General features: G+C 64.7%; 10 protein-coding genes. 7 read left to right on the top strand and 3 right to left on the bottom strand.

Annotation, left to right across the window (positions count from 1 at the left end):
• Positions 1–5 precede the first annotated feature (5 nt).
• On the top strand, positions 6–902 hold the full coding sequence (locus tag KYT87_RS29065) for an ABC transporter permease (protein ID WP_219991432.1): 897 nt from the start codon (positions 6–8) through the stop codon (positions 900–902).
• Position 903: 1 nt separating this feature from the next.
• Complete coding sequence (locus KYT87_RS29060) at positions 904–2,556, top strand: ABC transporter ATP-binding protein (RefSeq protein ID WP_219991431.1); 1,653 nt, start codon at positions 904–906, stop codon at positions 2,554–2,556.
• Between the two features lie 58 nt (positions 2,557–2,614).
• Here KYT87_RS29060 and KYT87_RS29055 read toward each other — a convergent pair whose 3' ends face one another.
• Positions 2,615–5,062, bottom strand: coding sequence for a penicillin-binding protein 1A (locus KYT87_RS29055; protein WP_046802910.1), 2,448 nt, complete (start codon positions 5,060–5,062; stop codon positions 2,615–2,617).
• 114 nt (positions 5,063–5,176) lie between these two features.
• Here KYT87_RS29055 and KYT87_RS29050 point away from each other — a divergent pair, with 114 nt between their 5' ends.
• From KYT87_RS29050 to KYT87_RS29040, 3 genes are read left to right on the top strand one after another with little or no spacing between them, the layout of a single operon-like run.
• Positions 5,177–5,818 (top strand): shikimate kinase, encoded by a 642-nt coding sequence (locus KYT87_RS29050; RefSeq protein ID WP_046802911.1) that lies wholly within the window; start codon positions 5,177–5,179, stop codon positions 5,816–5,818.
• On the top strand, positions 5,815–6,891 hold the full coding sequence (aroB, locus tag KYT87_RS29045; RefSeq protein WP_046802912.1) for a 3-dehydroquinate synthase: 1,077 nt from the start codon (positions 5,815–5,817) through the stop codon (positions 6,889–6,891). Before KYT87_RS29050 ends, aroB begins: the two co-directional genes overlap by 4 nt.
• A 23-nt stretch (positions 6,892–6,914) precedes the next feature.
• Positions 6,915–8,042, top strand: coding sequence for a deoxyguanosinetriphosphate triphosphohydrolase (locus tag KYT87_RS29040; RefSeq protein WP_219991430.1), 1,128 nt, complete (start codon positions 6,915–6,917; stop codon positions 8,040–8,042).
• Positions 8,043–8,113: 71 nt separating this feature from the next.
• Here the strand turns inward: KYT87_RS29040 and KYT87_RS29035 are convergent, their stop codons facing one another.
• Both KYT87_RS29035 and uvrA read right to left on the bottom strand, forming a co-directional pair.
• Positions 8,114–8,776 (bottom strand): glutathione S-transferase family protein, encoded by a 663-nt coding sequence (locus KYT87_RS29035; protein WP_219991429.1) that lies wholly within the window; start codon positions 8,774–8,776, stop codon positions 8,114–8,116.
• Positions 8,777–8,823: 47 nt separating this feature from the next.
• Positions 8,824–11,679, bottom strand: a complete 2,856-nt coding sequence (gene uvrA / locus KYT87_RS29030; RefSeq protein ID WP_370638738.1) for an excinuclease ABC subunit UvrA — start codon at positions 11,677–11,679, stop codon at positions 8,824–8,826.
• A gap of 196 nt (positions 11,680–11,875) precedes the next feature.
• Here uvrA and KYT87_RS29025 point away from each other — a divergent pair, with 196 nt between their 5' ends.
• Entirely contained in the window at positions 11,876–13,060 is a 1,185-nt protein-coding gene (locus tag KYT87_RS29025) for an MFS transporter (protein WP_046802915.1), read from the top strand.
• Positions 13,061–13,460: 400 nt separating this feature from the next.
• The gene (gene ssb / locus KYT87_RS29020) at positions 13,461–13,979 is read left to right on the top strand and encodes a single-stranded DNA-binding protein (protein ID WP_219991428.1); all 519 of its coding nucleotides are present in this window, start codon (positions 13,461–13,463) and stop codon (positions 13,977–13,979) included.
• The last annotated feature ends 36 nt before the right edge of the window (positions 13,980–14,015 follow it).

Genomic DNA, 14,015 nt, shown 5'->3' with positions numbered 1-14,015 from the left:
CCTGCATGTCTACTTCCATACACTCGATCGCGGGTGGAGCCGGCGCTGCGCCCGCCATCCGCAAGCCACCCGCGTCCGCGCTGGTGCGCACGCTGTCCACGTGGCCGGTCATGGCGGCACTGGCTGTGCTTGGGGTCATCGTCCTGGCCGCCATCTCGGCCAATCTGCTGGGGCTGGCCGATCCCATGGCCATCGATCCCATGCAGCGCTTGAAGGGCTTTTCCGCCGAGCACTGGTTTGGCACCGATGCGTATGGCCGCGACGTGCTGTCGCGCGTGGTCCATGGCGCGCGCATTTCGTTGATGATCGGGGCGGGCACGGCCGTGGCCGCGTTGATACCCGGCTTGGCGCTGGGCGTGGTCGCGGGCTACTTTCGCTCGGCGGACATGGTCATCATGCGCGTCATGGACGGCATCATGTCCGTGCCCGGCATCCTGCTTGCCATCGCGCTGGTGGCGGTGACGGGCGCCAGCATGTTGACCGTGCTGATCGCCATTGCCGTGCCCGAGTTTCCGCGCGTGGTGCGCCTGGTACGCGGCCTGATCCTGAGCCTGCGCGACGAACCCTATGTGGAAGCCGCCATTTCGCTGGGCACGCCCACGCACGTGCTGATGCGGCGCCATCTGGTGCCCAACACGGTGGCGCCGCTGATCGTGCAGGGCACTTTCATCTTTGCATCCGCGATGCTGTCCGAGGCGGTCATGAGCTTTCTGGGCGTTGGTATGCCGCCCGAGTTTCCGTCCTGGGGCAACGTGATCGCCGAAGGCCGGATGTACTTCCAGATCAAGCCCGAGCTGATCCTGCTGCCGGGCATGTTCCTGGCGCTGACCGTGCTCAGCGTGAACATGCTGGGCGACGCCCTGCGCGACGCCCTTGATCCCAAGATGGCGCGAAGGGTCTGACATGAACAATTCCACAATACCCGTGCTGCAAGTGCAGAATCTGTCGGTGACGCTCGTCGGCACGCCGGCGGATGAGCCGCGCCACGTGGTCGAAGGCATCAGCTTCGACATACACGCCGGCGAAACACTGTGTGTGGTCGGAGAGTCCGGATCGGGCAAATCCGTCACGTCGTTTTCGGTAATGGGCCTGTTGGCGCCGGATGCGCTGCGGCCCAGCGCGGGCCGCATCCTGCTTGACGGCGAGGACGTGCTGGCATGCACGCCGGAGCGCCTGCGTAAGCTGCGCGCCACCCGCATGTCCATGGTCTTCCAGGAGCCCATGACGGCGCTCAATCCGGTGCGCACGGTTGGCTGGCAGATCGACGAGGTACTGCGCACCCATAGCGCGATGGACGCGGCCTCGCGCAAGCGCAAGATCCTGGACATGCTGGAATCGGTGCGCTTGCCGGAGGTGGAACGTATCTACCAGTCCTATCCACATCAGCTTTCCGGCGGACAGCGCCAGCGCATCGTCATCTGCATGGCGCTGATCCTGAACCCCAAGCTGCTGATTGCCGACGAGCCCACCACCGCGCTGGACGTGACCACCCAGAAGCAGATCCTGGCGTTGATACTGGAACTGCAGAAGTCGCACAACACCGCGGTGCTGTTCATCACGCACGACTTTGGCGTGGTGGCGGAAATCGCCGATCGTATTGCGGTGATGAACCGCGGAAAGCTGGTCGAGGTGGGGACGCGCGATGAGGTGCTGGCGCGTCCGAAAGAGGCTTATACGCGCATGTTGGTGTCATCGGTGCCGGGCCTTGCGCCGTCCGCTCGGCAGGCGCCCGAAGGCGAACCTGTGCTGGTGGTCAACGGTCTGCAAAAGACCTACAACGAGCGCGGCTTCTTCAAGGCAAAGCGCGCGGTGCACGCCGTGCGCGACGTCAGCTTCACGCTGCGCAAGAAAGAGATCGTCGGCATCGTGGGCGAGTCGGGGTCGGGCAAGTCCACGCTGGCGCGCTGCATCGCTCGCTTGATCGATCCCAGTTCCGGCAGCGTGCGTCTGGACGGCATCGAGATCGCCACGGCCAGCAAACGGCAATTCCATCCTGTGCGCAAGCGCATCCAGGTGGTGTTCCAGGACCCGTACCGGTCGCTGAATGCGCGCATTCGCGTGGGCGATTCCATCATCGAGGGCATGCGCAACTTCGGTGTGCCGCAAGATGAGGCGCAAGCGAGGGCGATCGAACTGCTGGATATTGTCGGGCTGGGCGCGGACACCATGGAGCGCTATCCGCATCAGTTCTCGGGCGGGCAGCGCCAGCGCATCTGCATTGCGCGCGCGTTGGCGCTGCGGCCCGACATCCTGATCGCCGACGAGGCGGTATCGGCGCTGGATGTGTCGGTGCAAGCACAGGTGCTGGAACTGATCGAAGACATACGTGCCCGCACTGACACCGCGGTGCTGTTCATCACACACGACCTGCGCGTGGCGGCGCAGATATGCAATTCGATCGTTGTGATGAAGTCGGGGCAGATCGTCGAGGCGGGGGAGGCGGCTGCGGTGCTGACTCGACCGCAGGATGGCTACACGCGCCAGCTGCTGGATGCCGCGCCGGGTCGGCATTGGGATTTCAAGCGGTTCAGGCCGGCGCAAGCGGCGTTGCAGTGAGCCGCCGGGGCCTACCCAAAAACTGAAAGGCCGGCCTATCCAGGCCGGCCTTTGTTCGTCAGAACGGGATCTTCTGCGACCACGGAGCCGCGTTTTGCGTTCCTACGCCCGGCGCCACCTTGATCTTCGTATCCGGGCTGCTGCTGCCTCCCAGGCCGTTCAGGAACTCGCCCAGGGTGTCGGCTTCGGCCAACCCCAGACGGGCCACGGCCTGTCCGGGCGGGAATTCAGAGAAGTAGAACTCGCCGTTTTCCACGATCAGGCCATCGGGGCGGGGGCGCGGCTTTTCTTCCGGCACGCCCTTGAGCACGTCTTGCATGTAGTCGACCCAGATCGGCATGGCGACGCCGCCACCGGTCTCGCGCGAGCCCAGCGATTTGGGCTGGTCAAAGCCCAGCCACGCCGTTGCCACCAGGTTCGGTGTGTAGCCCGAGAACCAGGCGTCCACGGATTCGTTGGTGGTGCCGGTCTTGCCGGCGATGTCGTTGCGCTTGAGCAGTGCGCGGGCGCGCGCGGCCGTGCCGTAGGTGGCCACGCCGCGCAGGATGTCGTCCATGACCCAGGCGGTGCGCGGGTCGATGGCGCGGGCCGCCGCGTCGCCGGCCACCACGGGCTTGGACTGCATGATGACCTTGCCGCTGCTGTCGGTGACGCGGTCGATCAGGTAGGGCGTGACGCGGTAGCCGCCGTTGGCGAATACCGAGAACGCGCCGGCCAGTTGCAGCGGCGTGACACTGCCTGCACCCAGGGCCAGCGGCAGCACGGCCGGTTGGCGTGCCTTGTCGAAGCCGAAGCGGGTCAGGTAGTCCTGTGCGTACTGCGGGCCAATGGCTTGCAGGATGCGGATCGACACCATGTTCTTGGACTTGTACAGGCCCTGGCGCAAGGTCAGCATGGGCTCGTACTGATTGCCGTAGTTCTTGGGGTTCCAGGCCTTCGAGCCGGTTTGCGCCGCCGTCAGTTCGAACGGCTGGTCGGAAATCTGCGTGGCGGGCGTCAGGCCGCGTTCCAGGGAGGCCGCGTAGATGAACGGCTTGATGTTCGAGCCCGGCTGGCGCCACGCTTGCGTTACGCGGTTGAAATTGCCGCGATAGAAATCGAAACCGCCGACCATCGCGCGGATGGCGCCATCTTGCGGCGACAAGGCGACGAAGGCGGCCTGCACCGACGGCAGGTTGATGATTTCCCAGTTGTCGCCGAACTTGCGGATGTAGACCACCGAGCCGCGCTTGATGCGCTGTTCGGGCTTGGCCTTGTCATTGAGCGCGCGGGCGACGACGCCCAGCACCTTCTTGTCGGTGACGGTGATGATCTCGCGCGAGCTGCGCGCCAGCTTCACTTCGGTGGGGCTGGCCGACAACACCAGAGCGGTCAGCAGGTCGCCGCTGTCGCTGAATTTGTCGAACACGCCGTCCAGGAATTCATCCAGCGCGGCCGGATTGTTTTCGGTGCCCGGGGGCAGGTCCAGTTGCTCTTCGGGGCCGGGGTAGGGCGCGCGACGCGTGTATTCCAGCACGCCTTCGCGCACGGCGCGATACGCGGCTTCCTGGTCCTTGGACTGCACGGTCGTGTAGATGTTGATGCCGCGCGAATAGACGTTGTCCTGGTAGACGTTGTAGAGCAGCTGGCGTGCCAATTCCGCCACGTATTCGCCGTGAATCGAATAGCCGCCCGCCGGCGTGCCTTCCGCCGACTTCATGATGATGGGCTGCGCCATCGCCTGCTTGTATTCCGGCTCGGTCAGGTAGCCCAGCGACTGCATCCGGCCCAGCACGTAACGCTGGCGCAGTTCGGCGCGGGGGCGGTTCGAAATCGGGTTGAAGCGCGAAGGCGCCTTCGGAATGCCGGCCAGCATGGCGGCTTCGGCGGGGGTCACTTCGGACAAGGGCTTGCCGAAGTACGTGCGCGACGCGGCGGCGAAACCGTAGGCGCGGTGACCCAGGTAGATCTGGTTCATATAGAGCTCAAGGATCTGGTCCTTGGTCAGCTCGGACTCAATCTTGAACGTCAGCAGCAGTTCGTAGAACTTGCGCGAATAGGTCTTTTCCGACGACAGGTAGAAGTTACGCGCCACCTGCATCGTGATCGTGCTGGCGCCCTGCGTCTTGGACATGTTGATCAGGTTCGTCAGGCCCGCCCGCACCACGCCCGTCCAGTCGATACCGCCGTGCTGGTAGAAGCGGTCGTCTTCTGCCGCCAGCACCGCCGACTTCATGACGTCGGGAATTTCGTTGAAACGCAGCACGTTGCGGCGTTCTTCGCCAAATTCCCCGATCAGCACGCGGTCGGCCGTGTACACGCGCAGCGGCACCCGCGGGCGGTAGTCCGTCATGGCGTTCAGGTCGGGCAGGTTCGGCCAGGCCAGCGCCAGCGCCATTCCGGCCAGCAATACGCCGCACAGGAACAGGCCGGCAAAGAGGATGCCGGTTTTTACGAAGAATCGCAGGATCGGGGAGCCGCTCTTGGCGGGCTTGTCTTTCTTGGAGGAATTCTGGGGCTTGCTCATCGCGGCGATTTTACGGGTATCTCCGGTCCCATCTCAGCGCGAGGGATCGGTTTCTGTAACAAGATTGTTCTGTGTGGTGCGCGGGCAACTGGCGGCAGATGTGATAATGCCGACATGAACTTTTCCGCCCACTCATGTCCGGAGGCTGACCCGGACCCAGCGCCCTCCGACCAGGGGCCTGACCACGTGCCTTGCGCCATCGAGTGCACAGGCAAGACCGTGCCATTGCCGCATGACCTGCCCGTGTTCCTGGTGGGAATGATGGGCGCGGGCAAGACCACCATAGGCCGAAGCCTGGCGCGTGCGCTGGGGCGCGAGTTTATGGATCTGGATCATGAGCTCGAGGCGCGTTGCGGCGTTCGGGTGCCGGTTATCTTCGAAATCGAGGGCGAAGCCGGTTTTCGTCGCCGAGAGTCCGCCGCCTTGGAGGAGTGTACCCAACGGCGCAACATTATTCTTGCTACCGGTGGCGGCGCCATCCTGGCAAGTGAAAACCGCCAACGCCTGCGCGAGCGCGGAATCGTCATCTATTTACGGGCCAGCGTGGACGAATTGTTCCGCCGTACCTGCCGCGACCGCAACCGCCCGTTGCTGGCCACCGCCGACCCGCGCGGCACCCTGCGGGACCTGATGACCCTGCGGGAACCCCTCTATAAAGAAGTCGCCGACCTGGTCGTGGAAACCGGGGCCATGCCCATCCACACGCTGGTCAAGGCGCTGCTGCCGCAATTACAAGCCTTCGAGAAGCGCATATGAACGTTGTTGACGTCGACACCCCGGGCGGAAGCTATCCGATCCACATCGGCCCCGGCCGCCTTGATGCCCTGGACCAGTGCATTCCCGCCGACGCCACCGCGATTGCGGTCGTGACCAACCCCACGGTGGCCGCCCTGTACGGCGAGCGTGCCGAGGCCGCGTTGGCCCGCACGGGCAAGCGTGTGCTGCGCATTGAACTGCCGGATGGCGAGGCCTATAAAGACTGGCAGTCGCTGAACCTGATTTTTGACGCCTTGCTGACGCATCGCCTGGACCGCCGCTGCGTGCTGGTGGCGCTGGGCGGCGGCGTCATCGGCGACATGACGGGGTTCGCCGCCGCCGTCTACATGCGCGGCGTGCGCTTCGTGCAAGTGCCCACGACGCTGCTAGCCCAGGTGGATTCGTCGGTAGGCGGCAAGACCGCCGTGAACCATCCGCTGGGCAAGAACATGATCGGCGCGTTCTATCAGCCGGTGGCCGTCGAAATCGACACCAACGTGCTGAACACCTTGCCCGCGCGCGAAGTGTCCGCCGGCTTGGCCGAAGTCATCAAGTACGGCCTGATCCTGGACCCGGACTTTTGGACCTGGTGCGAAGACAACGTGCAAAAGCTGCGCGCGCTGGACCCGCAGGCCGTCGCCTACGCCATTCGCCGCTCTTGCGAACTGAAGGCGCAGGTGGTCGGCAAGGATGAACGCGAATCCGGCCTGCGCGCCATCCTGAACCTGGGCCACACCTTTGGCCACGCCATTGAATCGGGGCTGGGCTACGGCGCCTGGCTGCACGGCGAGGCTGTCGGTTGCGGCATGGTGCAGGCGGCAGAGTTGTCGGCCGATGTGGCCGGTTTCCAGCGGGCCGACGTGGAACGCGTGCGCGCGCTGGTGGCGGCTATCGGCTGCCCCGTGGTGGCGCCCGACCTGGGCGCCGACCGCTGGCTGGACCTGATGCAGGTCGACAAGAAAACCGAAGGCGGCTCGATTCGCTACGTGCTCATGCCGCGCATAGGCCAAGCGCTGATGCGCGCGGCCCCGGATGAGGCGGTGCGCGCCGTCTTGTCCCGAACCACCCAGTAACCGCGATGGAGACGGTGTTGCAGATGAAAGAGCTGGCTTCCTACGCATCCGACCCGTCCCAATCGCGCGGTCGGGCCTATGCCGAACCACCGCCCGAAAACCGGACCGAGTTTCAGCGTGACCGCGACCGCATCGTCCATTCCGGCGCCTTTCGCCGGTTGGAATACAAGACGCAGGTGTTCGTCAACCACGAAGGCGATCTGTTCCGCACGCGTCTGACGCACAGCCTGGAAGTGGCGCAGATTGCGCGCACGCTGGCTCGCAGCCTGGGGCTGTCCGAAGACCTGACCGAAGCCATTTCGCTGGCGCACGATCTTGGCCACACGCCCTTCGGCCACGCCGGCCAGGACGAACTGAATGCCTGCATGCGCGAGCTGGCGCCCGAGGCCGGCGGCTTCGAGCACAACCTGCAAAGCCTGCGCGTGGTGGACGAGCTAGAAGAGCGCTACGCGGATTTCAACGGGCTGAACCTTTGCTTTGAAACGCGCGAAGGCATCCTCAAGCATTGTTCGGCCGCGCATGCGCGCCAGCTGGGCGATGTGGGCGAGCGTTTCCTGAACCGCACGCAGCCGTCCCTGGAAGCGCAGCTGGCCAATCTGGCCGACGAAGTGGCCTACAACAACCACGATATCGACGACGGCCTGCGCTCAGGCTTGATCACGCTTGAGCAGTTGCAAGACGTGTCGATATTCGAACGCCACCATGCCCAGGTGCTGGACCGCTATCCCGGCCTGGCGCCACGCCGCGCGGTGGCCGAGACGATTCGCCGCATGATCAACACCTTGATAGTCGACCTGACGCAAACATCGCTGGCTCGCATTCGTGACGCGGCCCCGACCAGCGTTGACGATGTGCGCCGCGCACCGCCTTTGGCCGGATTCTCGGACGAGATCCGGCGCGAGGCCGACGCACTGAAGAAGTTCTTGTTCGACAACTTGTACCGGCATTACCAGGTGCTGCGCATGACCGCGAAGGCGCGCCGCATCGTGCGCGAGATGTTCGCGGTGTTCCTGGATGATCCGCGGCTGTTGCCGCCCGACTACCGGCGCGAGGCATTCAATGAACAGGCCCGCGCCATTTCGGATTACATCGCGGGCATGACCGACCGCTACGCCATTCGCGAGCATAAGCGGCTGTTCGAAATGGGCTAAGCGGTGCCGCTGGCGTTGACGGGCTGCCGGGCCGTGGTGCGGGCCCCGTTGTGCCCGTCAGTTGTGCCCGTTCAGCGATGCGTGCGGTACGGCTCGTCTTCCGGCACGAACGTCGCTTCCGCATGCGCGTCGCGCATCCATTCCTGCATGGCGGGCAGCGCAATCACCGCGTCCATGTAGTCGCGCACGGCGCCCGTCGCGGCCACGTTGTAGGTGGTAAAGCGCGACACCACCGGTGCATAGAACGCGTCGGCAATCGAAAATTCACCGAACAGGAACGGGCCGCCCAGGCCGAACTTGGCGCGCGTGTCGCGCCAGATCGCTTGCACGCGTCCGATGTCTTGCTGCGCGGCCTCGGGCACGTCGATGTCCGGCAGATGCGCTTCGATATTCATGGGCATCGTGTTGCGCAGCGCCGTAAAGCCGCTGTGCATTTGCGCCACAATCGACCGCGCCCGCGCGCGCGCCTTTGCGTCCTTGGGCCACAGGGCCGCGTCGGGGTGCTGTTCAGCCACGTATTCGCAGATGGCCAGCGAATCCCACACGGCGAAGTCGCCGTCCAGCAGCACCGGCACCAGCCCGGCGGGCGACACCGCCGCCACTTGTCGCGTGAACGCTTCCGTGAAGAACCCGAGCTTTTGCTCGTTAAATTCGATGCCCGTCGCACGCAGCGCCAGCCAGGGCCGCAAGGACCACGATGAGTAATTCTTGTTGCCGATGATCAGGGTGTACATGGTGCGGTTTCTGCCTTAAGGTGCGCGTCGATTGGGTGCCCGTCGATTTACCGGCCTGCGTTGCGGCGCAGCAGCTTGCCCAGGTATTGCCCGGTGTGGCTGGCCTTTGTATTGGCAACAACCTCGGGCGTGCCTTGTGCCACGACATAGCCGCCGCCGTCGCCGCCTTCCGGGCCCATGTCGATCAGCCAGTCCGCCGTTTTGATGACGTCCAGGTTGTGCTCGATGATCAGCACGGTATTGCCGCTGTCGACCAGCTGGTTCAGCACTTGCAACAGCAGTTCGATATCGCGGAAATGCAGGCCGGTGGTGGGTTCGTCCAGGATGTACAGCGTGCGCCCGGTGCTGCGGCGCGACAGCTCCAATGACAACTTCACGCGTTGCGCTTCGCCGCCCGACAAGGTGGTGGCGCTTTGACCCAGGCGAATGTAAGACAGGCCGACATCGATCAGCGTATGCAGCTTGCGTGAGATCGCGGGCACGGATTCGAAATATTCCAGCGCCTGCTCGACCGTCAGGTCCAGCACTTCGCTGATGTTGCGGCCCCGGTAGCGGATTTCCAGCGTTTCGCGGTTGTAGCGCTTGCCGTGGCACACGTCGCAAGGCACGTACATGTCAGGCAGAAAGTGCATTTCGACCTTGACCACGCCGTCGCCCTGGCACGCTTCGCAGCGGCCACCCTTGACGTTGAAACTGAACCGGCCCGGGTCATAGCCACGCGTACGCGCTTCCGGCACGCCGGCAAAGAGCTCGCGGATCGGGGTGAACAGCCCGGTGTAGGTTGCCGGGTTGCTGCGCGGCGTGCGGCCGATGGGGCTTTGGTCGACGCTGATGATCTTGTCGAAATTTTCCAGGCCCTGCATCGACACGTAGGGGGCGGGTTCGCTTTGCGCGTGATGCAGCTGGCGCGATACGGCAACCGCCAACGTGTCGTTGATCAGTGTGGACTTGCCGGAACCGGACACGCCCGTGACGCAGACAAGGCGGCCGGCCGGCACGCGCAGTTCTACGTCTTTGAGGTTGTTGCCGCTGGCGCCGGTCAAGGTCAGCCACGGCAGTTCGTCGTTGACCGGGCGGCGCGGTGGAATTGCGATCTCGCGTGCGCCGCTCAGGTACTGGCCGGTCAGCGAGTTCGGATCGCGCTGCACCGTTTCAGGATCACCCTGCGACACGACTTCGCCGCCGTGCTCGCCCGCGCCCGGACCCATGTCGACCACCCAGTCCGCCATGCGGATCATGTCTTCGTCGTGCTCGACGACGATGACGCTGTTGCCCAGGTCTCGCAGGTGTTGCAGGGTGCCGATCAGGCGGTCGTTATCGCGTTGGTGCAGGCCGATGGATGGCTCGTCCAGCACGTACATGACGCCGGTCAAACCGGAACCGATCTGGCTGGCCAGGCGTATGCGCTGGGCCTCGCCGCCCGAGATGGTGTCGGCGCTGCGGTCCAGCGACAGATAGTTCAAGCCCACGTTGTTCAGGAAACTGAGCCGCGCCTCGATTTCACGCACGATGCGCTGCGCGATTTCCTGCTTGGCACCCGTCAGGCTCAGGTCACGGAACCAGGCCAGGCAGCTGGACAGCGGCATGGCCTCGACTTCATAAATGGCTTGGCCGTGGCGCTCGCCGCCGCGCGGATCGTGGCCGATCAGCACGTTGCGGGCTTCGGGGCGCAAGCGCGAGCCGGCGCAGTCCGGGCAGGTCTTGATGTTGCGGTACTTGCCCAGTTCTTCCCGCACGGTCGCGGAATCCGTTTCGCGCCAGCGGCGTTCCAGATTCGGGATGACGCCTTCGAACGTGTGGCGCTTGACGGTGCTGCGGCCTTTCTCGTTCAAGTAGAGGAACGAAATTTCTTCTTCGCCCGACCCGTACAACACCTTGTCGCGCAGGGCTTCGGGCAGGTCTTCAAACGGGGCTTCAATATCGAATTCGTAATGCGCCGCCAGGCTGCTCAGCAGCGAATGCGTGAAGGCGTTGCGGCGGTCCCAGCCCCGGATGGCGCCGGCGGCAAGGCTCAGTTCAGGAAAGGCCACGACCCGCTTGGGGTCGAAAAAGCCCACCTGGCCGATGCCGTCACAGCTGGGGCAGGCGCCCATCGGGTTGTTGAAGCTGAACAGGCGCGGTTCCAGTTCGGGCAGGCTGTGGCTGCACACCGGGCAGGCGTAGCGGCTGGAGAACACCTGCTCGTGTTCGCTGTCCATGTCCAGCGCCAGCGCGCGCCCATCCGCCAGTTGCAGCGCGGTTTCGAAGCTTTCCGCCAGGCGCTGCTTGCTTTCCGGCTTGATGCGCAGCCGGTCGATGACGACGTCGATGTCGTGCTTTTCGGTTTTCTTCAACGGCGCCATGCCGTCGATTTCCATCAGTTGGCCGTCCACGCGCAGCCGCACATAGCCTTGCGCCTGCAAACTGGCGCATTCGTCCTCGAAGCTGCCTTTCTTGCCGCGCGCAATGGGCGCCAGCACGGCCAGGCGCGTTTCGGGCGTCCAGCCCAGCACCGCGTCGACCATCTGGCTGACGGATTGCGCCTGTAGCGGCAGGCCGTGATCGGGGCAGTAGGGCGTGCCGACCCGCGCATACAGCAGGCGCAGGTAGTCGTGGATTTCGGTAATGGTGCCGACGGTGGAACGCGGGTTGTGGCCCGCGGCCTTTTGCTCAATAGAGATGGCCGGCGACAACCCTTCGATCAGGTCGACGTCCGGCTTGTCCATCAGCTGGAGGAATTGGCGGGCATACGCGGACAGGCTTTCCACATAACGTCGTTGGCCCTCCGCGTACAGCGTATCGAACGCCAGCGAAGACTTGCCGGAGCCGGACAAGCCGGTGACGACCACCAGTTTGTGGCGCGGCAGGTCCAGCGAAACGTTCTTGAGGTTGTGGGTGCGTGCACCCCGTATGCGTATTGTCACGTCGATCGGGTGTCCATCAGGCTCTTTTAAGCGGTTTCAAAGGCCAACTTGTTACTATAGCGCGCCGAAACCTCCCGCGTTCAAGGCAGTCCGACAAGTTGGACTGAACGGCGTTCGGCGCCGCACCGCCAGATCAGACTGTGAGCGTGTGACATCCACGCGCGCGCACCGCCCTTGTCATTGTTGAATTTTTCGCATGCCGGCAGACATCAAGCTGAAATTGACCCCCTCCGAACGTCGCGCCAGCGTCGCGTTGGCCGGCCTGTTCGCCGCCCGGATGTTGGGGCTGTTCCTGTTGCTGCCGGTGTTCGCCGTCGCGGCTGCCGGCCTGCCCGGCGGGGACGACCCCGCGCGCGTCGGCCTGGCGCTGGGCATGTATGGCCTGACCCAGGCATTCATGCAGATCCCGTTCGGCCTGGCGTCCGACCGCTGGGGGCGGCGCCCTGTAGTGCTGTTCGGACTGCTGCTGTTCGTGGTGGGCAGCATCGTCTGCGCGCAGGCGACCGACGTGTACTGGATCACCATCGGCCGCGCCATCCAGGGCGCGGGCGCGATCTCGGCCGCCGTCACCGCCTGGCTGGCCGACGCCACCCGCGACGAAGTCCGCACCCGGGCCATGGCCATGGTGGGCGGGTCGATCGGACTGTCTTTCGCGGTGTCGCTGGTCTTGTCGCCCGTGTTGGTGGGCTGGTGGGGCCTGTCGGGCTTGTTCTGGACCATCGCCTGCCTGGGCGTGATCTGCCTGGGCGTGGCGCGCTTTGTGGTGCCGGTCGTGCCGCGCACCCAAGCCCGCACCATGCAGGCCGCCCGGCCGCGTGAAGTGCTGACCCACCGTGACTTGCTGCGCCTGAACTTTGGTGTGTTCGTGCTGCATCTGATTCAGGTGTCGCTGTTCGTGGTGGTGCCGGCCTTGCTGGCCAAAGTCGGCGGGCTGGACGCGCGCGAGCTGTGGAAGGTCTATCTGCCCGTCATCCTGGTGTCGTTCGTGCTGATGGTGCCCGTGGTGTTCGTCGCGGAAAAGCGTCGTGCCCACCGGGGCGCCTTGCGCGCCGCCGTGGCGGGCCTGGTGCTGGTGTGCGCGCTGCTGCCGGCGGCCAGCCATGGTTTTTACACGCTGGCTGTGGCGTTGACCGGTTTCTTTGTCGCCTTCAACGTGCTGGAGGCCTTGCAGCCTTCGCTGGTGTCGCGCGTGGCGCCGCAGGCGTACAAGGGGCTGGCGCTTGGCTTCTACAACACGGCGCAAGCGGCCGGGCTGTTCACGGGCGGCGCGCTGGGAGGTTGGCTGGCGGCCCATTCAGGCGCTAGCGCGGTGTTCGTCGGCGCGGCGATTCTGTCGGCGGTGTGGCTCGCGGTGACCTGGGCGCTGCGGCCGCTGGCGTAAGACCGCCAAGGCGGGATCAAGGCCGCAAGGGCGGTGATCGAGGGCGGGTGATCAGGGCTGGCGATTGGGCTGGCTACCGGGCCGGGGATGCGTCCCCGACTACACCCCAACCGTCGCTGATCGCGCTGCCTATGGCGCCCAACAGCCCCTAAATCGATTCCCGGGGTGGATCGCTTTGTCACGAATCGCGTTTGGCGTGGCGGGGGCTTTTCGTCGATAATACGTACCAATTTAGGGCTTCACGGAAGTGGGGGTCGTCAGGATCCCAGGCGTCGCCGGTCATTGTCATGATGACCGGCGTGTTTCATGAAGCCGGTCTTCAACATCGCTTTTTATGTTGTTGCCGGCGCGCTCGCGGCAACGCACAGGCGCAGGCTGTCAACAACTGAGGGACATCGGCATGGCATCGGTTAACAAAGTCATTCTCGTGGGCAATCTGGGTCGCGACCCGGAAGTCCGCTATAGCCCGGAAGGGGCTGCAATCTGCAACATGTCCATCGCCACGACCTCCACCTGGAAGGACAAGGCTTCCGGCGAACGCCGCGAAGAAACCGAATGGCACCGCGTCGTCATGTACAACCGCCTGGCTGAAATCGCCGGCGAATACCTGAAGAAAGGCCGCTCGGTCTACATCGAAGGCCGTCTGAAGACGCGCAAGTGGCAAGACAAGGACACCGGCGCTGACCGTTACAGCACCGAAGTGGTGGCTGACCAGATGCAAATGTTGGGCGGCCGCGAAGACGGCGGTGGCGGCGGCGCCAGCTACGGTGGTGGCGGCTACGATGACGCCCCGTCGCGTCCGCAACAGCAACGCGCCCCGGCGCAACGCCCGGCGCCGCAACAGCGCCCGGCCCCCGCAGCGGCCCCGGCCAGCAGCGGTGCGAACTTGGCGGATATGGACGACGATATTCCGTTCTGATTTTTCCGAACGGCTACGCAGCTATGAAAGAGCCCT

This window comes from Achromobacter sp. ES-001 (genome assembly GCF_019448355.1).
Taxonomy (GTDB): Bacteria; Pseudomonadota; Gammaproteobacteria; order Burkholderiales; family Burkholderiaceae_B; genus Achromobacter; species Achromobacter spanius_B.
The sequence above is the reverse complement of the archived record's forward strand: the minus strand, read 5'-3'. Positions and strand labels throughout refer to the sequence as shown.

Excerpts from the sequence above, each read along its gene's own strand:
- KYT87_RS29050 (WP_046802911.1), top strand. The coding sequence starts at position 5,177 with ATGAACTTTTCCGCCCACTCATGTCCGGAGGCTGACCCGGACCCAGCG.
- ssb (WP_219991428.1), top strand. The coding sequence starts at position 13,461 with ATGGCATCGGTTAACAAAGTCATTCTCGTGGGCAATCTGGGTCGCGAC.
- KYT87_RS29055 (WP_046802910.1), bottom strand. The coding sequence starts at position 5,062 with ATGAGCAAGCCCCAGAATTCCTCCAAGAAAGACAAGCCCGCCAAGAGC.
- KYT87_RS29040 (WP_219991430.1), top strand. The coding sequence starts at position 6,915 with ATGAAAGAGCTGGCTTCCTACGCATCCGACCCGTCCCAATCGCGCGGT.
- KYT87_RS29025 (WP_046802915.1), top strand. The coding sequence starts at position 11,876 with ATGCCGGCAGACATCAAGCTGAAATTGACCCCCTCCGAACGTCGCGCC.
- KYT87_RS29035 (WP_219991429.1), bottom strand. The coding sequence starts at position 8,776 with ATGTACACCCTGATCATCGGCAACAAGAATTACTCATCGTGGTCCTTG.
- KYT87_RS29060 (WP_219991431.1), top strand. The coding sequence starts at position 904 with ATGAACAATTCCACAATACCCGTGCTGCAAGTGCAGAATCTGTCGGTG.
- KYT87_RS29065 (WP_219991432.1), top strand. The coding sequence starts at position 6 with ATGTCTACTTCCATACACTCGATCGCGGGTGGAGCCGGCGCTGCGCCC.
- aroB (WP_046802912.1), top strand. The coding sequence starts at position 5,815 with ATGAACGTTGTTGACGTCGACACCCCGGGCGGAAGCTATCCGATCCAC.